The 19,196-nt window shown below is 61.1% G+C and carries 18 protein-coding genes, 4 tRNA genes and 1 pseudogene; 12 read left to right on the top strand and 11 right to left on the bottom strand.

The window, feature by feature from the left end; all coding sequences use genetic code 11:
- Nucleotides 1–232 precede the first annotated feature (232 nt).
- The 10 genes from ACA041_RS09095 (at nucleotide 233) to ACA041_RS09050 (ending at nucleotide 8,996) form a co-directional block, all read left to right on the top strand.
- Complete coding sequence (locus tag ACA041_RS09095) at nucleotides 233–1,696, top strand: PAAR domain-containing protein (protein ID WP_497440797.1); 1,464 nt, start codon at nucleotides 233–235, stop codon at nucleotides 1,694–1,696.
- On the top strand, nucleotides 1,693–2,310 hold the full coding sequence (locus ACA041_RS09090) for a hypothetical protein (RefSeq protein ID WP_497440796.1): 618 nt from the start codon (nucleotides 1,693–1,695) through the stop codon (nucleotides 2,308–2,310). Before ACA041_RS09095 ends, ACA041_RS09090 begins: the two co-directional genes overlap by 4 nt.
- Complete coding sequence (locus ACA041_RS09085) at nucleotides 2,307–2,501, top strand: hypothetical protein (RefSeq protein ID WP_497440795.1); 195 nt, start codon at nucleotides 2,307–2,309, stop codon at nucleotides 2,499–2,501. The genes ACA041_RS09090 and ACA041_RS09085 overlap by 4 nt, the downstream gene beginning before the upstream one ends.
- Nucleotides 2,498–3,115 (top strand): hypothetical protein, encoded by a 618-nt coding sequence (locus ACA041_RS09080; protein WP_497440794.1) that lies wholly within the window; start codon nucleotides 2,498–2,500, stop codon nucleotides 3,113–3,115. The genes ACA041_RS09085 and ACA041_RS09080 overlap by 4 nt, the downstream gene beginning before the upstream one ends.
- 140 nt (nucleotides 3,116–3,255) lie before the next feature.
- Complete coding sequence (locus tag ACA041_RS09075; protein WP_497440793.1) at nucleotides 3,256–3,879, top strand: CDP-alcohol phosphatidyltransferase family protein; 624 nt, start codon at nucleotides 3,256–3,258, stop codon at nucleotides 3,877–3,879.
- A gap of 10 nt (nucleotides 3,880–3,889) precedes the next feature.
- On the top strand, nucleotides 3,890–5,644 hold the full coding sequence (locus tag ACA041_RS09070; protein ID WP_497440792.1) for a bifunctional alpha/beta hydrolase/class I SAM-dependent methyltransferase: 1,755 nt from the start codon (nucleotides 3,890–3,892) through the stop codon (nucleotides 5,642–5,644).
- Nucleotides 5,644–6,987 carry a phosphatase PAP2/dual specificity phosphatase family protein gene (locus tag ACA041_RS09065; RefSeq protein WP_497442036.1) on the top strand — a complete coding sequence of 448 codons (1,344 nt, stop codon included), beginning with the start codon at nucleotides 5,644–5,646 and terminating at the stop codon, nucleotides 6,985–6,987. The genes ACA041_RS09070 and ACA041_RS09065 overlap by 1 nt, the downstream gene beginning before the upstream one ends.
- Nucleotides 6,977–7,432, top strand: coding sequence for a hypothetical protein (locus ACA041_RS09060; RefSeq protein ID WP_497440791.1), 456 nt, complete (start codon nucleotides 6,977–6,979; stop codon nucleotides 7,430–7,432). The genes ACA041_RS09065 and ACA041_RS09060 overlap by 11 nt, the downstream gene beginning before the upstream one ends.
- A 9-nt stretch (nucleotides 7,433–7,441) precedes the next feature.
- Complete coding sequence (locus ACA041_RS09055) at nucleotides 7,442–8,062, top strand: lysophospholipid acyltransferase family protein (protein WP_497440790.1); 621 nt, start codon at nucleotides 7,442–7,444, stop codon at nucleotides 8,060–8,062.
- Between the two features lies 1 nt (nucleotide 8,063).
- The gene (locus ACA041_RS09050) at nucleotides 8,064–8,996 is read left to right on the top strand and encodes a phosphatidate cytidylyltransferase (RefSeq protein WP_497440789.1); all 933 of its coding nucleotides are present in this window, start codon (nucleotides 8,064–8,066) and stop codon (nucleotides 8,994–8,996) included.
- A 101-nt stretch (nucleotides 8,997–9,097) separates the two neighbouring features.
- On the opposite strand, the gene ACA041_RS09045 is transcribed toward ACA041_RS09050, so the two are convergent.
- Together ACA041_RS09045 and ACA041_RS09040 are read right to left on the bottom strand one after the other, a co-directional pair.
- On the bottom strand, nucleotides 9,098–9,544 hold the full coding sequence (locus tag ACA041_RS09045; RefSeq protein ID WP_140893592.1) for an Hsp20 family protein: 447 nt from the start codon (nucleotides 9,542–9,544) through the stop codon (nucleotides 9,098–9,100).
- 131 nt (nucleotides 9,545–9,675) lie between these two features.
- Complete coding sequence (locus tag ACA041_RS09040; RefSeq protein WP_128869422.1) at nucleotides 9,676–10,635, bottom strand: tRNA dihydrouridine synthase; 960 nt, start codon at nucleotides 10,633–10,635, stop codon at nucleotides 9,676–9,678.
- A 112-nt stretch (nucleotides 10,636–10,747) separates the two neighbouring features.
- Between ACA041_RS09040 and ACA041_RS09035 the strand changes: the two are divergent.
- Nucleotides 10,748–10,828: pseudogene (locus ACA041_RS09035) on the top strand (outer membrane lipoprotein carrier protein LolA); the annotation flags it as partial.
- Between the two features lies 1 nt (nucleotide 10,829).
- Here ACA041_RS09035 and ACA041_RS09030 read toward each other — a convergent pair.
- The 9 genes from ACA041_RS09030 to uvrB form a co-directional block, all read right to left on the bottom strand.
- Nucleotides 10,830–11,279 carry an acyl-CoA thioesterase gene (locus ACA041_RS09030; protein WP_497440788.1) on the bottom strand — a complete coding sequence of 150 codons (450 nt, stop codon included), beginning with the start codon at nucleotides 11,277–11,279 and terminating at the stop codon, nucleotides 10,830–10,832.
- A gap of 49 nt (nucleotides 11,280–11,328) precedes the next feature.
- Nucleotides 11,329–12,162: an alpha/beta fold hydrolase gene (locus tag ACA041_RS09025; RefSeq protein WP_497440787.1), complete on the bottom strand. Its 834-nt coding sequence runs from the start codon at nucleotides 12,160–12,162 to the stop codon at nucleotides 11,329–11,331.
- 31 nt (nucleotides 12,163–12,193) lie between these two features.
- Nucleotides 12,194–12,733 carry a TetR/AcrR family transcriptional regulator gene (locus ACA041_RS09020; protein ID WP_150743609.1) on the bottom strand — a complete coding sequence of 180 codons (540 nt, stop codon included), beginning with the start codon at nucleotides 12,731–12,733 and terminating at the stop codon, nucleotides 12,194–12,196.
- Between the two features lie 183 nt (nucleotides 12,734–12,916).
- Nucleotides 12,917–12,992: transfer RNA gene (locus ACA041_RS09015), tRNA-Glu, on the bottom strand.
- A gap of 80 nt (nucleotides 12,993–13,072) precedes the next feature.
- Nucleotides 13,073–13,148, bottom strand: a tRNA-Ala gene (locus ACA041_RS09010).
- A gap of 53 nt (nucleotides 13,149–13,201) precedes the next feature.
- Nucleotides 13,202–13,277, bottom strand: a tRNA-Glu gene (locus tag ACA041_RS09005).
- A 79-nt stretch (nucleotides 13,278–13,356) separates the two neighbouring features.
- Nucleotides 13,357–13,432, bottom strand: a tRNA-Ala gene (locus tag ACA041_RS09000).
- Nucleotides 13,433–13,588: 156 nt separating this feature from the next.
- On the bottom strand, nucleotides 13,589–15,070 hold the full coding sequence (gene gltX, locus ACA041_RS08995) for a glutamate--tRNA ligase (RefSeq protein WP_497440786.1): 1,482 nt from the start codon (nucleotides 15,068–15,070) through the stop codon (nucleotides 13,589–13,591).
- 400 nt (nucleotides 15,071–15,470) lie between these two features.
- Nucleotides 15,471–17,486 carry an excinuclease ABC subunit UvrB gene (gene uvrB, locus ACA041_RS08990; protein WP_497440785.1) on the bottom strand — a complete coding sequence of 672 codons (2,016 nt, stop codon included), beginning with the start codon at nucleotides 17,484–17,486 and terminating at the stop codon, nucleotides 15,471–15,473.
- A 337-nt stretch (nucleotides 17,487–17,823) separates the two neighbouring features.
- On the opposite strand from uvrB, the gene ACA041_RS08985 reads away from it, so the two are divergent.
- Complete coding sequence (locus ACA041_RS08985; RefSeq protein ID WP_497440784.1) at nucleotides 17,824–19,020, top strand: amino acid aminotransferase; 1,197 nt, start codon at nucleotides 17,824–17,826, stop codon at nucleotides 19,018–19,020.
- The last annotated feature ends 176 nt before the right edge of the window (nucleotides 19,021–19,196 follow it).

The following is a 19,196-nucleotide window of genomic DNA, read 5'->3' as shown; positions in this document are numbered from 1 at the left end:
CGCTCCCACAGGAATCGCGGCCACGCACGAATATCATGCCCCCCATCACCATCAAATCCCCGTTTCCTACACGCCTCAGGGAAACGTCCCATTTACCTTCCAAACCCCATCACCGACCCTTTGCGTTGCACGTTGCCATGCCCCGATTCATGCGGGAGCCGGAGCAATTTGATCAATAGCCAGCGCGCCACAGCGCCTCGCTCGAATCATCTGCAGACAAGGACCTCAATCAATGGCAGTCGGGTATTACATTCGCCAAGGTGACAAAACCACCTGCGGTGGCACGGTGCTGGATGCAGAACCCTGCATCACGATGTTTGGCGAAAACCATGCCCGCGACGGGGATAGGGTTTCCTGCGGAATAACCGGCAAGACCTACGCGATAGCCGGCGGGATTTCGCATATGCGAAGCAAGGGCCGGTTCTTGGCCGGTACGCTGGACAGCGTCAGCTCTTGCCCTTGCAGAGCCGAGTTGATCCCCTCGCTAAAAACGGCCACTTACTCCTCCAGGGAGGCCGTTGCGCCGCAAGGTGCCCGTGCCGCCGCTCAGCCAGCCAGTCCTGCATCCCGCAGCGATCCGCCAGCACCACGCCCATCCAGCCATGCGCCGGCGCGAACGGCGCCCTCACCGTCTTTCAGTGAGCTGCCGGGGCTGGTCTGCCAGAACCTCTGGCGCGGGTATCAACAACGCGCCGAAGCCATAGTAGCGCCGGGCGGCGTACTGATCGCCGACCCCAAGGCGCGCAATCGTGCGATCAATGCCGCCTACGCCCGGTTGTGGCTGGAAGATCAGCGTTTCCAATGGGCGGGACTTGCAGCGTTCGCTTCCAAGCAGGTTGGCTGTGGACTGCTGCATGCGGCGGATTCGATCGAGAAGATTCAGCGCCAGCATGAGGCGGGACTTCGCAGGGATGACGCGTTCATAAAAAAGCTTTTGGGCTTGTTCAGCTGGGACAGTAAGCGTGAACAGCAGGCGAAAGCTCGGGACCTTGAGCAAGCGCAACGGGATTACGAGCAAGCCCGCAGCAACAATCCGCTGCCTAGCGGTATCCGCCACAAGGGAGATTCGTTGTCGTTCGTGCAAAAGCAACTCCAGTTCGTGCACGACATGCTGGCGCTGGGTAATACCACGCTCTTTCTAGATGTGTTTCCGCTGCATGAGTTTTACAAGGAACGGGGGTTGTGGTCGCTCAAGACTTGCCTGCCTTCACGTAGCAGTATCTATGGATCCGATAAGCCTCCAGTGCTGTGGCCAGTTGAGCAGAAGACTCTAAAGTTCGGTACTGACCATCAGCAAATACTACAAGCCTTCGAGGCCATTGAAGCAGGCAACATCGCCGAAAGCGTTGTGCACCTGGCTTGGCACGAACAACAGAACATTCTGCAACCGGCGATGTACAGCGACCAGTGGTTGGTAAAACTGCTATTCGGAAATCATTTCGCCTACGTTACCGATTTCCCCTCTGGCGCTGCTGCAGCCGTTGAACTGACACTGGCCAGCCAGTGCCGCTCTAGCGAGGACGGACGCACAGTGGGCTTCAGCAATGATTATGTCGCCAACCTGGCCGACATCGATCAGCGCATGCCTTTCGTGCTCAAAGCTGCTGAGCAATTTGACAAGCTGCTGCAGCGCTCTGATCGCCAGCTGATTGAGCAGGCGATTCTGGACATTGCCGGAGGTCGTGGCGTGCGATGAGCCTGCTACAACGCATAGGTTGGCGACGCGGCATCTTGGCTATAGCAGTCGTGACTATCCTGATAGTGGCGGCGAGTCGGGCGCTTTCGGATGACCCGGAAATTGCACTGATGATTGGCGAGCCTTGGGAAGACATGCGCCAGCGTTCAACTGCAACCATAGATACAGTTATTCCTGGCCAATTTTGGGGGAGATTACCCAAGTCGGATGCTCGCCTTCGTTTTCTGGATTCCCAATTTGGATTCGTAACCCCACTGGCCCGCTTTTTCGCCGTTAGTTTCAATAGTGATGAGTTAGTGACAAGTGTCCGCATGTCCCCTCAGGTCGAACCGCTGTTGCTAGACGACACTCTCAAGGTCGTGCTGAATCTGCAGGAGCAATGGCATCAAGGAGGCTGGACACCCATCCGCGTCAATGAATTTCCTTCGTTCGCCGACACCCCGCAATGGCGGGCACAGCTAATGGACGAGACTAGAGGCGGAAAAGCCTACTGGCATGCAGGCGACCAATATCAGGTGATGTTGGTGGTCAATCGGTTCAGGGACGATAAGCGACCTACAGAGGAACGCTATCTCATCACGCTGTCACTCGGCACGCCGTGGGTGAATCCTTGACTTCCCATCTTGGTGACGCACGAACGGTGGGCTTCAGCAATGATTACGTCGCCATCCTGGCCGACATCAATCAGCGCATGCCTTTCGTTCTCAAGGCTGCTGAGCAGTTTGACAAGCTGCTACGGCGCTCCGATCACCAGTTCATCGAACAGTCGATTCTGGACATTGCCGCAGGCCGGGGCGTGCGATGAGTTTGCTGCGACGCATAGGTTGGCGACGCGGGGTCTTGGTAATGGCCGTCGCGGCTTTACTCATCGTAGCAGCGATTCAGGCGCTATCGGATGACCCGGAAATTGCGCTAATGATTGGCGAGCCTTGGGAAGCCATGCGCCAGCGCTCCAGCGCGGCCATTGGGCCAGCCATCCCTGGGCATTACTGGGGTCGGGTGCCGAAGTCGGATGCCCGTCTCCGCTTCATAGATCCTCATTACGGGTTCGTGACCCCGCTGGCTCGTTCCTTCACGGTCAGCTTTAACAAAGATGAGTCAGTCAGCAGCGTGCGGATGTCGCCGCAGGTTGAACCGTTGTTGCTCGACGATACACTCAAGACCGTGCTGGATTTGCAAGAGCAATGGCATCAAGCGGGCTGGATACCGATCCGGGTCAGCTACGATCCTCCCTTCGCCGACACCCCACAATGGCGTGCCAGACTGCGGGATGTGAACAAAGGTGGCACGTCTTACTGGCAAGCGGGCAACCAGTATCAAGTAATGCTGGTGGTTAACCGTTTCAGGGATGACAGGCGCCCCACTGAGGAGCGCTACCTCATCAAGCTGCAACTTGCCACGCCTTGGGTGAAACCATGACCCTGCACCTTGATGACGGACCACCCCCAGCATCTCCTCAACCAACTAAACGTGCTCCCCCAAGAACCCATCTACACTGAAAAATCGCCTCCACCAAAACTCACACCCCACACTTTTTTCTCCCCCGAGACCCTACCGACGTGCCCAGCATCTACCAGATCAAACCGGCCTTTCAAAACCTCCTGCGACCACTGGTGCAACGACTGTTCAACCAGGGTACGACCGCCAACCAGATCACCCTGGCAGCAGGCATCGGCTCGGTGCTGGTGGGTGCGGTGATCGCCGGTTTTGTGCAGCATCCGGGAGTATTTTTGCTGGTGCCGGTCTGGATGATCCTGCGCATGGCGCTCAATGCCATCGATGGCATGCTGGCCCGGGAGTTCAACCAGCAGACGCGCTTGGGGGCCTACCTTAATGAGCTGTGCGATATCGCCGCCGACTGTGCGCTGATCCTGCCGTTTGCCCTGCTGCCGGACGTCAGCCTGTGGCTGGTGCTGCTGGTCGCCCTGCTCGCCTTGTTCAGCGAATACGGCGGCGTGCTGGGGCCCATGGTGGGTGCCTCGCGGCGCTATGACGGGCCCATGGGCAAAAGTGATCGGGCGTTTGTGCTGGGGGTCGTGGCGACCGCTATCGCACTGGGCTGGATCAGCGCCCCATGGATCAATGCCGTGTTCGCGATCATCGCCGTATTATTGGTTTACACGCTGATCAACCGGGTCCGCCAGGGCCTCAAGGAAGCACAGGAAGACATCCCTTCAGCATAAGGACAGTGCAATGCGCGAAGCTCAACATCAGACGTTCACCACCCATGACGGCGTGGAATTGTTTTACCGCTACTGGCCAGGTACCGCGGCCCCGGGCGAACCACGCCAGGCCGTGCTGTTGTTTCACCGCGGCCATGAACACTCCGGGCGCATTGCCCATCTGGTGGATGAACTGAATCTGCCCGACCATGACTTCTTTGCCTGGGACGCCCGGGGTCATGGTCTCTCGCCGGGGGCCCGTGGCGACAGCCCGGGTTTTGCCACCAGCGTGCGTGACGTGCAGACCTTCTGCGATCACCTGGGCGCGACCTACGGTATCGATGAAGAACATATCGCGGTGATCGCCCAGAGCGTCGGTGCAGTGATCGTGGCCACCTGGGTCCACGATTACGCGCCCCGCATACGCTCCCTGGTGCTGGCGTCCCCGGCGTTCAAGGTCAAGCTCTACGTGCCCTTCGCGCGCCAGGGGCTGGCGCTGATGCGCCGCTGGCGAGGCAACTTTTTCGTCAACAGCTACGTTAAAGCGCGTTTTCTCAGCCATGACCCGCAACGGGTCGCCAGCTACGACAACGACCCGCTGATCACCAAGGCGATTTCGGTCAATGTCCTGCTCGGCCTCTACGACGCGGCCGAGCGTGTGGTGGCCGATGCCCAGGCCATCCAGGTGCCGACGCAGCTGTTGATCTCCGGCGCCGATTTCGTGGTTCATCGCCGACCTCAGGAACAGTTTTTCGAGCGCCTCGGCAGCCAGCACAAGGAAAAACACGTCCTGGCGGGATTCTTCCACGACACCCTGGGTGAACAGCGTCGCGAGACCGCCGTCGCCAGCGTACGGCGCTTTATCCTCCACAACTTCGAACAACCGGCTGCCCGCCCCTCCCTGCTGGCCGCCGACCGCCTGGGCCTGACCTGCGCCGAATCGGAATCATTGGCCGCGCCATTGCCCCACAACTCCCTGCGTGACCTGTACTGGCGCATGACCCGCGCCGGCATGGGCCTCGGCGGCCAGCTGTCGTCCGGGCTCAAGCTGGGTTTCGACACCGGCTTCGACTCCGGCAGCACCCTGGACTACGTCTACCGCAACACGCCCACCGGCACGTCGGCCATTGGCCGTCTGATCGACCGTAATTACCTGGACTCGATCGGCTGGCGTGGCATTCGCCAACGCAAGCTGCATGTCGAAGAACTGCTGCGCCTGGCCATGGCTCACTTGCGTGATCAGGGCCGCGAAGTGCGCATCGTCGACATTGCCGCCGGGCACGGGCGCTACATTCTTGAAGCCTTGCAGGGCATCGACCCGCTGCCCGAGTCGATCCTGTTGCGCGATTACAGCGACATCAACGTGCGCGACGGCGGTGCGCTGATCCGCGACAAAGGCCTGGAGGCCATCGCCCGATTCGTCAAGGGAGATGCCTTCGACCGTGCCGATCTCGCCGCACTCGATCCCAAGCCGACCCTGGCGGTGGTGTCCGGCCTGTACGAGCTGTTCGCCGACAACCAGATGGTCAGTGGCTCACTCGCCGGGCTGGCCGAAGCCGTGGAACCCGGTGGCTATCTGGTCTACACCGGCCAACCCTGGCACCCGCAACTGGAACTGATCGCCCGCGCCCTGACCAGTCACCGTGAAGGCCAGGCCTGGGTCATGCGCCGGCGCACCCAGGCGGAAATGGACCAATTGGTAGCAGCCGCCGGCTTTCGCAAGATCGGCATGCGGGTCGATCAATGGGGCATTTTCAGCGTATCCCTGGCGCAACGGGTGCAATGATGCCCCTGACTGCCACGTGCGGACGCGAACCCGGCCTGTTCAAACCGGCACTGCTCTGGCTGTTGCTGTTGGCCCCGCTGTTCTTCGGCACCTACGGCTTCGCCACCTGGGTCACCACCCAGCGGGACGATGTCGCCAGCCTGGTGTTCGACTGGGAAACCCGGATGCCGTTCTGGGCCTGGAGCATCGTCCCGTACTGGTCGATTGACCTGCTCTACGGCCTGTCGCTGTTGCTGCCCGCCAGTCGCCTGGAACTCAGGCGCCACGCCCTGCGCCTGATCACCGCCCAACTGATCGCCGTCAGTTGTTTCCTGATCTGGCCGTTGCGCTTTACCTTTGCCCGGCCCGAACTGGATGGCGTGTTCGGCTGGCTGTTCGATGTCCTGGCAGGTTTCGACAAGCCGTTCAATCAGGCGCCCTCCCTGCACATTGCGTTGCTGGTGGTGTTATGGAGCTGCTACCAGCGGCACTTGCGGGGCCTGTGGCGCGGGTTGATGCATGGCTGGTTCATCCTGATCGGGGTGTCGGTGCTGACCACTTACCAGCACCATTTCGTCGACCTGCCCACCGGTGCGCTGCTCGGTTGGCTGTGCGTCTGGCTGTGGCCGCTGGAGGGGCCTGGTCCCCTGCACGGTGCGCGCCTGGCTGCGGACAGAAAACGCTGGCAACTGGCGTTGTATTACAGCTTGGGCGCTGCAGCCTTCACCCTCCCGGCCTTTACTCTGAGAGGGGCGTGGCTGTGGTTGATCTGGCCAGCGCTGGCCTTGCTGCTGGTAGCGTTCAATTACGCCCTGCTGGACGCTCGCGGCTTCCAGAAACACGCCGATGGACGCCTGTCCCCCGCGGTACGCTGGCTGCTCGCACCCTACCTGGCGGCGGCCTGGCTCAACTCGCGGCTGTGGACCCGCCACCATCCGCAGCCCGACCGGGTGATCGATGACGTCTGGCTCGGACGCTTGCCAGGTCGACGGGAACTGCAGCACTCGCCATTTCGAGCAGTACTCGATTTGAGTGCAGAGCTGTCGCTGAACGCGGATTCGGTCAGCTACCGCTCGCTGCCGGTGCTGGACCTGACGGTACCCACCGCCGCGCAATGCCAGGCAGCGGCCGAGGCAATCGAAAGCCTGCGCCAGCAAGGCCCGCTGCTGGTCTGCTGCGCCCTGGGCTATTCGCGCAGTGCCATCGCGGTCGCCGCGTGGCTGCTGCACAGCGGCAGGGCCGCCAGTGTCGATGACGCTATCCTGCTGATTCAGCGTGCTCGTCCGGGGATCGTTCTGAGCACTGCGCACCGACAGGTGCTGCAGCAGTTAGCCACGGTCACGGAGCACGCCTGTGTCCACTGATATGCAGTTGCAAGCGACCGCCAGCCTGTTGCGCCGTGGCGGTTCGCTGGACCGCCTGTCCACCGGGCTCACGCTGCTGGGGGCCTTGCTTGGCCTTGGCCAATACGTCGTGGCCAGCCCGGGAACCTGGGGGCTGACCTGCAGCGGTGCGCTGCTGGTGCTGGGCCTGTGGCAAAAATACTGGGCCCTGCGGGTCGCTTTCGATGCCGATCTGTTCCAGCACCTGGCCGCCCGTGCACAAGACCTTCCCGAACGCACCGAGGCCCTGGACCATGCGCTGACCGCGCTGGGCCTGCAGCCCGCCGACCGTGGCGGTCGTCCCTGGAACGAACGTATCGCTGGCGCGCTGAAGTTGTTACGCCGCCAGGCATTGCTGGTGGCGGCACAAGTGCTGCTGACCCTGGTTTTCATTGTGGCCGGCCCCTGGCTGACCTTTGCCGGATAAGGAGTTTCCATGCTCGCACCCGCGGTTGCCACCCTCATCATCTCGGGCGCCCGCCTGCTCACCGGCGCCCGCAGCCTGTGGCTCGGTTGTGCGCCGCAGGCGGTGCAGCGAATCTATTTTGCCAACCACAGCAGCCATGGCGACTTCGTGTTGTTGTGGGCCTCATTGCCCCCCACCTTGCGCAGCATCACCCGGCCGGTGGCCGGCGCCGATTACTGGCTCAAAAGCCCGCTGCGGCGCTACATCATCAACCGGGTGTTCAATGGCGTGCTGATCGACCGTGAACGCAAGGAGACCGACTACAACCCGCTGCAGCCGATGCTCGATGCCCTGGAAAGCGGTGATTCGCTGATCATTTTCCCTGAAGGCACTCGCAACCCCGAGGACGGCCTGCTGCCGTTCAAGAGCGGGCTGTACCACCTGGCAAAAGCCTATCCCCAGGCTCAATTGATTCCGGTGTGGATCGCCAACCTCAACCGCGTCATGCCCAAGGGCCGCGTCCTGCCGCTGCCGCTGCTATGCACCATCAGCTTTGGCGCCGCCCTGGCCCTGGGCGAAGACGAAACCAAGGCGCAATTTCTCGAACGCAGCCGCGACGCGCTGTTGAGCCTGGCCGAGGAGCATGCCTGACATGGACAGACAAACCCTGATGTTGTTTGGCGGGATTGGCGCGTTTCTGCTGCTGGCCTCGGCGATCGGTTTCATGCTCAAGCGGCGCGCTGGCGACACGGCGAACCCGGTGGTCGACAACCTCAACGCCCGGATCAACGCCTGGTGGGTCATGGTGCTGGTGATCGGAATCGCCTTCTGGCTCGGCACCACGGCGGTGATCCTGCTGTTCTACACCGTGTCCTTCTACGCCCTGCGCGAATTCATGACCCTCACGCCGACCCGCCGCAGCGACTACCCGGCCCTGGTGGCGGCGTTCTACCTGGCACTGCCGCTGCAGTACCTGCTCATCTACTACGACTGGTACGGGCTGTTTTCGATCTTCATTCCGGTGTACGTGTTCCTGCTCCTGCCGATCCTCGCGTCCCTGGGCGGTGACAGCACGCACTTTCTCGAACGCGCCTCGAAAGTCCAGTGGGGCCTGATGATCGCGGTGTTCTGCGTGTCCCACGTGCCCGCCCTGCTGACCCTCGACATCGCCGGTTACGAGGGGCGAAACCTGCTGTTGATCGCCTACCTGGTGATCGTGGTGCAGATGTCGGATGTGCTGCAGTACGTCTGCGGAAAACTGTTCGGCAAACGCAAGATCGCGCCCAACCTGTCGCCGTCCAAGACCGTGGAAGGCTTTGTCGGTGGCATCCTGCTGGCCTCGTTGATCGGCTGTGCCTTGTGGTGGATCACGCCGTTCAATCCCTGGCAGTCACTGCTCATCGCCCTGCTGATCAACCTGTTGGGGTTCGCCGGCGGCATCGTGATGTCGGCGATCAAGCGCGACCGCGGGGTGAAGGATTGGGGGCACATGATAGAAGGCCACGGCGGCATGCTCGACCGCCTGGACTCAGTGTGCTTTGCGGCGCCGATCTTCTTTCACCTGGTCCGCTATGGCTGGACCTGATTGCAGGGACCCGACCTGAAAAAAAAAGACCCCGACAGGTCGGGGTCTTTTCGCTTCAGCCGGTCGAGTCGTACTCAGACGACCCTGACCGGGGGTCCGACTCAGTGCTGCAGAGCCGGTTTTTGCGTCCCGTTGATAGGGATACGCTTGGCTTTCGCCTCTTCCGGAATCACCCGCAACAGGTCGATGCTCAGCAGACCGTTGCTGAGGCCGGCGGCCTTGATTTCGATATGGTCCGCCAGACGGAACGACAGTTTGAAGGCCCGCTGTGCAATGCCCTGGTACAGATAAGTGACGTCTTCGTTCGCGTCACGTTTGCCGCCACTGATGGTCAGCACACCTTTTTCCACTTGCAGCTCCAGGTCTTCTTCCTGGAAGCCGGCGGCCGCTACGACGATGCGGTATTGGTCGTCGCCGTGTTTTTCCACGTTGTAAGGTGGGTAGGTGCTGCCTGGCTCGTTGCGCAGGGCGGTTTCGAACAGGTCATTGAAACGGTCGAAGCCAACCGAGGAACGGAACAGTGGTGCCATGGAAAATGCAGTACTCATGATTCAAATCTCCTGAAAACAGATCAGCAAGTTTTTTTGTCTCCGCGACCCGAATTCGGCATCGCGTAATCCCTACATAAGGATCGTCATTTGCTTTTCAAGAGATTTTTTGCAGATTTTTTTCATTTTTTTCAGGCCGCTTCAGCCACCTGCAAACCCAACAAACGCGAGACCTGATCCAGCTCGGTTTCACGGCGCAGGACGGTGAACAACTCAACCGCTTCAGGATAATTGCGGGTCAGCATCGCCAGCCACTGCTTCAAGCGACCCGGCGATTGACGAGCTGTCATCTGCGCCTTGGCCTGCAGCCAGAAGTCCTGGATCAGCGGCAGCAGCTCGGCCCAGGTCATCTCGACCACTTCCTCACCGGCGCGCGCGGCAGCGATTTGCCGGGCCAGGTCCGGACGCGAGACCAGGCCGCGACCGAGCATGATGTCCTCCACGCCACTGATCTCGCGGCAACGGCGCCAGTCCTCGACGCTCCAGATATCGCCATTGGCGAACACCGGCACCTTGACCACGTCCTGCACCCGCGGGATCCACTCCCAATGGGCCGGCGGCTTGTAGCCATCGGTTTTGGTTCGCGCGTGCACCACGATATGCGCCGCGCCACCTTCGGCCAGGGCCGTGGCGCAGACCAGCGCCCCGTCAGGGCTGTCGAAACCGAGGCGCATCTTGGCGGTCACCGGGATGTGCGCAGGCACCGCGCGACGCACGTGTTCGACGATTTCGTTGAGCAGTTCCGGCTCCTTGAGCAACACCGCACCGCCACGGGACTTGTTGACGGTCTTGGCGGGGCAGCCGAAGTTCAGGTCGATGACCTCGGAACCCAGCTCACAGGCCAGCGCGGCGTTTTCCGCCAGGCACACCGGATCGGACCCAAGCAACTGCACCCGCAGCGGCACGCCGGACGCAGTGCGGGCGCCGGTCAGCAGTTCCGGACCGAACTTGTGGTAATAGGCAGGGGTGAGCAGCTGATCGTTGATCCGGATGAACTCGGTCACGCACCAGTCGATACCGCCCACACGGGTCAGCACGTCCCGCAGGATGTTGTCGACCAACCCCTCCATGGGCGCCAAAGCAATTTGCATGAAAAACACACTCGACGAAAAACGTGCGGCAGTTTACTGGATTGCGCAAGAAATCTGCAGAACATCGCAAATCCCCTGTAGGAGCGAGCTTGCTCCGGGCGGCGTTCCGACGATGGTCGTCAACGATAACGCGTCAAGCCTGACGCTCCGCAGCGCTCTCAGGTTTTTCGCGAGCAAGCTCGCTCCTACAGTGATTAGATTTTGGTGGTATCCAACATCTGCAACGCCGGGCCATAACCCTCGATAAACTCCGCCGGCATGCGCTTGGGCTTGCCGGTGGACAGTTCGATACAAACGAAGGTGGTCTGCGCCCGTAGCAGCGTGGTGTTGTCCCGGGGGCGCTTGAGCTGGAAGTGCCGGGTCATTTTCAGGCGCTGGTCCCAATCGACGATCCAGGTCGCCAGCTGCAACTCGTCCTCTTCATAGGCGGCCGCCAGGTAATCGATCTCGTGCCGCACCACCGCCATCGCCCGGTCCAGCCGCCGGTACTCGGCCAGGTCCAGGCCCAGCCGCTGGGAGTGGCGCCAGGCGCAGCGTTCGAGCCAGGTCACATACACCGCGTTATTGGCGTGACCCAGCCCGTCGATGTCCTCGGCGCCCACTTGCAGATCAATGATAAACGGCGTTGCCCGATCCCAGCCCATGCCCCACTCCCCGGTCAGATGATGTCGACCGGGGCAGTGTAACGGATGCTCAGGCCGATTGGCGCGATTGCAGGCTACGTCCGGACAGCAGTGATAACACGCCATCAATCACCCGGGGATCGGCCAGCACCCGTTGATGACCGCCCTCTTCCAGGCGCAACAGGCGGCTGTCGAACCAGGCTTCGTGGATCAGTTGAGCTTCCGTGACCGGGACATAGGTGTCGTCTTCGGCATGCACGATCAGGCCGGGCATGTCGAGCTGATAGTGCGCGACATCCAGCGTCGCGGCGCGCATGCCGACGTCTCTCTCGACCTGGCGGATGAACGCCGAACGGGCTTTGGGCGGCAGCCGCACGTAACGCGCAAAGCCACGCAACACCCCGAGGATGCGTGCCGGGGCGGCGATGCTCACCAGGGTTTCGGTACGCAGCCCCAGCTGCACCGCGAGCATGGCACTGGCGCCGCCCATGGAGTGGCCGATGACCGCCTGCAGTGGCGGCAACTCGGCAGCCGCCTCGAGCATGGCCCGGGCGAACAGCACGACATTCGCTTCATTGCCGGGCGAGCGACCGTGGGCCGGACCGTCCAGGGCCACTACGGTGTAACCGGCATCGACCAGCGCGGTGATCAGGCTGGCGAACTGTGTCGGCCGACCTTCCCAACCGTGCATCAGCAACACCGCCGGGCCTTGCCCCCAACGCAGTGCCGAGAGGCCGAAGCGCAAGGTGATTCGCTCGGACTGGGCCAACAGCGGCAATTCCCAATCACGGGGCGGCAGGTCCCGTGGCGTCATGAACGCCAGTCGCATTTTGCTCGCGACCAGTTTCGGTGCGAACCAGCCCAAGGTGCCATTAACGCCACGAACCCACTTCAACGTGCTCATCGCTCTCACTCCTCAGGCTGTCGCCTTTAGGTCACAGCACCGCCGACTTGGCGGCACGCAGCAATCGATCGGACAACTCTCCGGGCCCCAGCGCGCGAGCCAGGGCCAGGCCACCGACCATCAAGGCCATGTCGGCCAGGGCTTTGTCGGTGTCTTCGGGGCTGGCCGCCAACTGCGCGACCATCATTTCCACGTGCTCATTCAATGCCACGCGAAATTCGTCCGGCAGCCGGCCCAGCTCGCCGACAGACGCCGGGATCGGGCACGCTGACTCAGAGGAATCACGGTGCTTGCGTGACAGGTAGAACGCTGCGACCAGGGCGCGACGCTCTTCGCCGGTCAACTCGGCATCCATGTCGGCGATCAAGCCGCGGCGATGACTGAGTAACTGCTTGAACGCTTCCAGCATCATCGCGTCCTTGCTGTCGAAGTGCGCATAGAAGCCGCCGACCGTCAGGCCGGCTGCGCCCATCACTTCGCCCACGCTCGGCTCGGCTGGGCCGCGCTGAATCAGCGCTGCGCTGGCAGCCTTGAGGATGCGTTCGCGGGTTTGAGCTTTTTTATCGTTCATCGTTGCCTCCGAATATTACGACTAGAATATTATTCTCATAATAATTTTCCGCAAGTCGTGGATGTGACCGCTGGTCTGAAGAACAGTGCGAGAGAAGTGGGGGGATTTGGCCAAACGCCAGACAAACAAAAGGGCCATTCAATAATTGAATGACCCCTATAAATCCCGCAGAGCGGGTAATCGTGGCGTCCCCTAGGGGACTCGAACCCCTGTTACCGCCGTGAAAGGGCGGTGTCCTAGGCCACTAGACGAAGGGGACGCAAACCCTTCTATACAACTGATCAGTGCTGAGAGCTGATCGATTCAAGGCCGGTGTGGCCAGACCTTGAACTGTAAAATTGGTGGAGCTAAGCGGGATCGAACCGCTGACCTCCTGCATGCCATGCAGGCGCTCTCCCAGCTGAGCTATAGCCCCGGATTTTTCGCCTCGCGGCGGAGCGACATCTTGCAACATCGCTTCTGTAAAACTGGCGTCCCCTAGGGGACTCGAACCCCTGTTACCGCCGTGAAAGGGCGGTGTCCTAGGCCACTAGACGAAGGGGACGCAAACCCTTCTATACAACTGATCAACGCTGAGTGTTGATCGCTTCAAGGCCGGTGTGGCCAGACCCTGAAGTGTAAATTGGTGGAGCTAGACGGGATCGAACCGTCGACCTCTTGCATGCCATGCAAGCGCTCTCCCAGCTGAGCTATAGCCCCTCATCGCTGAGGACGGGGCGAATCTTAATGGCGCAGTGGAAAGCTGTCAAACTTATTTTTAAAATATTTCAAAGTTTTTTGCCGACATAACAATCACTTACCGCCCTCCCCCCGGAAAACCGGGGGGGTGATCGCCGAAAACCAGGATCAAACGCCTCAGGCGATATTGCCCAGAAGTTTTTCCCACTCCTTGTTTTCTTTCTTCGACACGCCGCCCAGCAGGTCGATGGCCTGGCGCAGGCGGAAACGGGTCAGGTCCGGACCGAGGATTTCCATCGCATCGAGCACCGATACCGAACTGGCCTGGCCGGTGATCGCGGCGAACATCAGCGGCATGGCATCACGCAGTTTCAGCTCCAGGGACTCGACCACCGCCTGAATCGTCGCGGTGATGCTGTCCTTCTCCCACTGGCGCAGGCTTTCGAGCTTCCACAGGATCAACTGCATCAACTGGCGAACCTGATCGCCCGAGAGCTTCTTCGATTCGAACAGCCTGGCATCCGGATTGACTCCACCGGCGAAGAAGAAGCCGGCCAGCGGAGCAACCTGGCTGAAGGTTTCAACCCGGCCTTGCACGTGCGGTGCGATCTTCATCATGTACTCGGGGTTCAGCGCCCATGTCTGCAGGCGCGAAGCGAACTCTTCCACCGGCAGGTCACGCAGCCACTGGCCGTTGAGCCACGACAGTTTCTCGATGTCGAAAATCGGCCCGCCGAGCGAGACGCGGCTCAGGTCGAAGTGGTCGACCATTTCCTGCAGCGAGAACTTCTCGCGCTCGTCCGGCATCGACCAGCCCATGCGCCCGAGGTAGTTGAGCATCGCTTCCGGCATGAAGCCCATGCGCTCGTAGAATGTCACCGAAGTCGGGTTCTTGCGCTTGGACAGCTTGCTCTTGTCCGGGTTACGCAGCAGCGGCATGTAGCACAGCTCCGGCTGTTCCCAGCCGAAGTACTCGTACAAAAGAATCAGTTTCGGCGCCGATGGCAGCCATTCTTCGCCGCGCAAGACGTGGGTGATGCCCATCAGGTGGTCGTCGACCACGTTGGCGAGGAAGTACGTCGGCAGGCCGTCGGTCTTCATCAGCACTTGCATGTCCATGCGGTCCCACGGGATCTCGACGTCGCCACGCAGCATGTCCGGCACCACACAGACGCCTTCGCTCGGCACCTTCATGCGGATCACGTGCGGCTCGCCGGCGGCCAGGCGGCGCGCCACTTCATCCGCAGACAGCAGCAGCGCACGGCCATCGTAGCGCGGGGTTTCGCCCCGGGCCTGTTGCTCGGCACGCATCTGGTCCAGCTCTTCGGCGGTGCAGAAGCACGGGAAGGCGTGGCCCATTTCCACCAGCTGCTGGCAATACTTCTGATAGATCTCGCCGCGCTCGCTCTGCCGGTAAGGACCGTGCGGGCCGCCAACGTCCGGGCCTTCGCTCCAGTCGATGCCCAACCAGCGCAGGGCATCGAAAATCTGCTGTTCGGACTCGCGGGTCGAACGCAGTTGATCGGTGTCCTCGATCCGCAGGATGAACTCACCGCCATGCTGCTTGGCAAAGCAGTAGTTGAACAAAGCGATGTAAGCGGTACCTACGTGGGGATCCCCGGTAGGCGATGGCGCGATGCGAGTGCGGACGGTGGTCATGGCATGTCTCGAAAAGAATGAAAAGCGAAGATAAAACAGGGGGCGAATGGTAACAGGCACAGCCTGCCATGCTCCAGTCGGCGGGGCATTAAAGCCAATATTGCGTTGGGGGGCAGCTTTGGGGTGGTGTTGTCTAACCGGAGCCTGCAGGCAGGGCTGATGGCTGGGGAAGCGCACTAACTTGATGATATGTGGCGCTCCGACGGGCCTCATCGCGAGCAAGCTCGCTCCCACAGGGTTTGTGGGTGGGCACAGATGGTGTGAACACCTTCAATCCCTGTGGGAGCGAGCTTGCTCGCGAAGAGGCCCTCATTTTCAACACCCATCTCAAACAGCGATCACGCTGAACCCTGTGGGAGCGAGCCTGCTCGCGATGAGGCCCGCCCATTCACTGCAAATCTCAAACCGTGATCAACCGCTCCCGCAACTTACTGATCTCATCGCGCATCTGCGCCGCCGCTTCGAATTCCAGGTCGCGGGCGAGCTGGTACATCTTCTCTTCCAGGGCTTTAATGCGTTTTGCGATTTCGCCCGGCGAGCGCAGTTCGGCTTCGTACCTGGCACTTTCCTCGGCGGCCTTGGCCATGCCCTTGCGCTTCTTGCTGCGCGAGCCGGGCACGGTGGCGCCTTCCATGATGTCGGCCACGTCCTTGAACACCCCCTTGGGCGTGATGCCGTTGGCCAGGTTGAAAGCGATCTGCTTGTCGCGACGGCGCTCGGTTTCGCCGATCGCCCGCTCCATGGAGCCGGTGATGCGGTCGGCGTACAGGATCGCCCGGCCATTGAGGTTACGCGCCGCACGGCCGATGGTCTGGATCAGCGAGCGTTCGGAGCGCAGGAAGCCCTCCTTGTCCGCATCGAGAATCGCCACCAGCGAGACTTCCGGCATGTCCAGGCCTTCACGCAGCAGGTTGATCCCCACCAGCACATCAAAGGTCCCGAGGCGCAGATCGCGGATGATCTCGACCCGCTCCACAGTGTCGATGTCAGAGTGCAGGTAACGCACGCGCACGCCATGGTCGGCCAGGTAATCGGTCAAGTCTTCGGACATGCGCTTGGTCAGCGTGGTCACCAGCACCCGCTCTTCCAGCGCCACGCGCTTGGAGATTTCCGAGAGCAGATCGTCGACCTGGGTCAGCGCCGGACGGATTTCGATTTGCGGGTCCACCAGGCCCGTCGGACGGACCAGTTGCTCGACCACGCGACCAGCATGTTCGGCCTCGTAATTGCCCGGCGTCGCCGAGACGAAAATCGTCTGCGGGCTGATGTTTTCGAATTCGTCGAAACGCATCGGCCGGTTATCCAGCGCTGACGGCAGGCGGAAACCGTATTCCACCAGGGTTTCCTTGCGCGAGCGGTCGCCTTTATACATCGCGCCGACCTGCGGCACGCTGACGTGGGATTCGTCGATCACCAGCAAGGCATCGGCCGGCAGGTAGTCGAACAACGTGGGCGGCGCCTGGCCGGATTCACGGCCCGACAGATAGCGCGAGTAGTTTTCGATGCCGTTGCAGTAGCCCAGCTCGAGGATCATTTCCAGGTCGAAACGGGTGCGTTGCTCCAGACGCTGGGCTTCCACCAGCTTGTTATTGGAACGCAGGTAGTCCAGGCGCTCTTGCAGCTCGACCTTGATTCCGTCGACGGCGCCGAGCAGGGTTTCCCGCGGCGTCACGTAGTGGCTTTTCGGGTAGAAGGTGAACCGCGGCAACTTGCGGATCACCTCGCCAGTCAGCGGATCGAAGGCTGACAGGCTCTCGACTTCGTCATCGAACAGCTCGATACGGATCGCTTCGAAATCGGATTCTGCCGGGTGGATATCAATCACATCGCCGCGCACCCGGAAGGTCGCACGGGCGAACTCCATATCATTGCGGGTGTATTGCAGGTCGGCGAGACGGCGCAGCAGCGCACGCTGATCGAGCTTGTCGCCGCGATCCACGTGCAGCACCATTTTCAAATAGGTTTCGGGACTGCCCAGACCGTAGATGCACGACACCGTGGTGACGATGATCGCGTCCTTGCGCTCGAGCAGCGCCTTGGTCGCGGACAGGCGCATCTGTTCGATGTGGTCGTTGATCGAGGCATCCTTCTCGATGAAGGTGTCCGAGGATGGCACGTAGGCTTCGGGCTGGTAGTAGTCGTAGTAGGAAACGAAGTATTCCACCGCGTTGTTCGGGAAGAACGCCTTGAACTCACCGTACAACTGCGCGGCCAGGGTCTTGTTCGGCGCCAGCACCAGGGTTGGGCGCTGCACCTGGGCGATCACGTTGGCAATGCTGAAGGTCTTGCCCGAGCCGGTCACACCCAGCAACGTCTGGTGCGCCAGCCCGGCTTCGATGCCCTCGACCATCAGGCGGATGGCTTCCGGTTGATCGCCGGCGGGTTCGAAGCGGGTGACTAGCTGGAATTCAGACATGTATACCTCTGGAATCGCGCCAGCCCGGTCAAACCGGGAGCAACGAAAAAGGCCGCAAACGACTCACGTCGCCCGAGGAAAAAAACTGGATTGTGCTCAATGTGGAGCCGATTGCCCGCGCTTTCAAGGCAAACGTCCTACATCCCTTCAAGTCTTTGATGCAGCCATTCGACTAACGGTCGAAAAATATTCCAAAAAACTTACGGGAAAAGCCGATTCGTCTGTCGCCATTGCTCTGTGATGGCCTCTATACTAGCTCCCCGTTTGTGCACCGCTCTAGTGCATTCGGCTGGAGCGCGACACGTCCCTCCACTCTCCATTCAGAGCCGCCGCAAAAATGAGCCTGTTCTCCGCTGTCGAAATGGCACCACGCGATCCAATCCTGGGCCTCAACGAAGCATTCAACGCCGATACCCGTACCAGCAAGGTCAACCTGGGGGTCGGTGTTTACTGCAACGAGGAGGGGCGAATTCCACTCCTGCGCGCCGTTGTCGAAGCCGAGACGATTCGCGTCGCTCAACACGCTTCCCGTGGCTACTTGCCAATCGACGGCATCGCTGCCTACGACCAGGCCGTGCAGAAACTGCTGTTCGGCAATGACTCGCCGCTGATCGCTGCCGGCCGCGTTATCACCACCCAGGCCGTTGGCGGCACTGGCGCTCTGAAAATCGGTGCCGACTTCCTCAAGCAACTGCTGCCGAACGCCGTCGTGGCGATCAGCGACCCGAGCTGGGAAAACCACCGCGCGCTGTTCGAGACCGCCGGTTTCCCGGTGCAGAACTACCGCTACTACGACGCCGCGACCCACGACGTTAACCGCACCGGCCTGCTGGAAGACCTGAACGCTTTGCCGTCCGGTTCGATCGTGGTGCTGCACGCCTGCTGCCACAACCCGACCGGCGTCGACCTGAGCCCGGCAGACTGGAACAACGTGCTGGAAGTGGTGAAAGCCAAAGGTCACGTACCGTTCCTCGACATGGCCTACCAGGGCTTTGGCGATGGCATCGACGAAGACGCGGCGGCCGTGCGCCTGTTCGCGGAATCGGGCCTGACCTTCTTCGTCTCCAGCTCGTTCTCCAAATCCTTCTCGTTGTACGGCGAGCGCGTGGGCGCCCTGTCGATCGTCAGCGAGTCGAAAGAAGAAAGCGCGCGCGTGCTGTCGCAAGTCAAACGCGTGATCCGCACCAACTACTCCAACCCGCCGACCCACGGTGCCAGCATCGTCGCCGCCGTGCTGAACAGCCCGCAACTGCGCGCCCAATGGGAAGAAGAACTGGCCGAGATGCGCCTGCGGATTCGCGGCATGCGCATCCAGATGGTCGATCTGCTGGCGAAAAACGCGCCGCAGCGCGATTTCAGCTTCGTCGGCCGTCAGCGCGGCATGTTCTCCTACTCCGGTCTGACGGTCGAACAAGTGACCCGTCTGCGCAACGAGTTCGGCATCTACGCCCTGGACACCGGCCGCATCTGCGTCGCGGCGTTGAACCAGAACAACATTGATGTGGTGACCAAGGCCATCGTTGCGGTGATCTGAGTCGTTCGGTGAGACGAAAAACGGGAAGCCATCGGGCTTCCCGTTTTTATTTGGCCCAGATAATTTTCAACCTGCCAACCAAGCCCTCTAGACTGCACACCATGCCCACTGTGGGAGCGAGCCGGCTCGCTCCCACAGGTTTTTGTGTACACCCGAGAATTCTGATGAGAACCCAC

It is taken from the genome of Pseudomonas sp. LBUM1676 (genome assembly GCF_059695605.1).
The sequence above is the reverse complement of the archived record's forward strand: the minus strand, read 5'-3'. Positions and strand labels throughout refer to the sequence as shown.

What these genes read in the sequence shown, in the direction of transcription:
- uvrB (WP_497440785.1), bottom strand. Translation starts at nt 17,486, where the DNA reads ATGTCTGAATTCCAGCTAGTCACCCGCTTCGAACCCGCCGGCGATCAA.
- ACA041_RS09090 (WP_497440796.1), top strand. Translation starts at nt 1,693, where the DNA reads ATGAGCCTGCTACAACGCATAGGTTGGCGACGCGGCATCTTGGCTATA.
- ACA041_RS09030 (WP_497440788.1), bottom strand. Translation starts at nt 11,279, where the DNA reads ATGGGCTGGGATCGGGCAACGCCGTTTATCATTGATCTGCAAGTGGGC.
- ACA041_RS09070 (WP_497440792.1), top strand. Translation starts at nt 3,890, where the DNA reads ATGCGCGAAGCTCAACATCAGACGTTCACCACCCATGACGGCGTGGAA.
- ACA041_RS09050 (WP_497440789.1), top strand. Translation starts at nt 8,064, where the DNA reads ATGGACAGACAAACCCTGATGTTGTTTGGCGGGATTGGCGCGTTTCTG.
- ACA041_RS09040 (WP_128869422.1), bottom strand. Translation starts at nt 10,635, where the DNA reads ATGCAAATTGCTTTGGCGCCCATGGAGGGGTTGGTCGACAACATCCTG.
- ACA041_RS09095 (WP_497440797.1), top strand. Translation starts at nt 233, where the DNA reads ATGGCAGTCGGGTATTACATTCGCCAAGGTGACAAAACCACCTGCGGT.
- ACA041_RS09025 (WP_497440787.1), bottom strand. Translation starts at nt 12,162, where the DNA reads ATGAGCACGTTGAAGTGGGTTCGTGGCGTTAATGGCACCTTGGGCTGG.
- ACA041_RS08985 (WP_497440784.1), top strand. Translation starts at nt 17,824, where the DNA reads ATGAGCCTGTTCTCCGCTGTCGAAATGGCACCACGCGATCCAATCCTG.
- ACA041_RS09020 (WP_150743609.1), bottom strand. Translation starts at nt 12,733, where the DNA reads ATGAACGATAAAAAAGCTCAAACCCGCGAACGCATCCTCAAGGCTGCC.
- ACA041_RS09080 (WP_497440794.1), top strand. Translation starts at nt 2,498, where the DNA reads ATGAGTTTGCTGCGACGCATAGGTTGGCGACGCGGGGTCTTGGTAATG.
- ACA041_RS09045 (WP_140893592.1), bottom strand. Translation starts at nt 9,544, where the DNA reads ATGAGTACTGCATTTTCCATGGCACCACTGTTCCGTTCCTCGGTTGGC.
- gltX (WP_497440786.1), bottom strand. Translation starts at nt 15,070, where the DNA reads ATGACCACCGTCCGCACTCGCATCGCGCCATCGCCTACCGGGGATCCC.
- ACA041_RS09055 (WP_497440790.1), top strand. Translation starts at nt 7,442, where the DNA reads ATGCTCGCACCCGCGGTTGCCACCCTCATCATCTCGGGCGCCCGCCTG.
- ACA041_RS09065 (WP_497442036.1), top strand. Translation starts at nt 5,644, where the DNA reads ATGCCCCTGACTGCCACGTGCGGACGCGAACCCGGCCTGTTCAAACCG.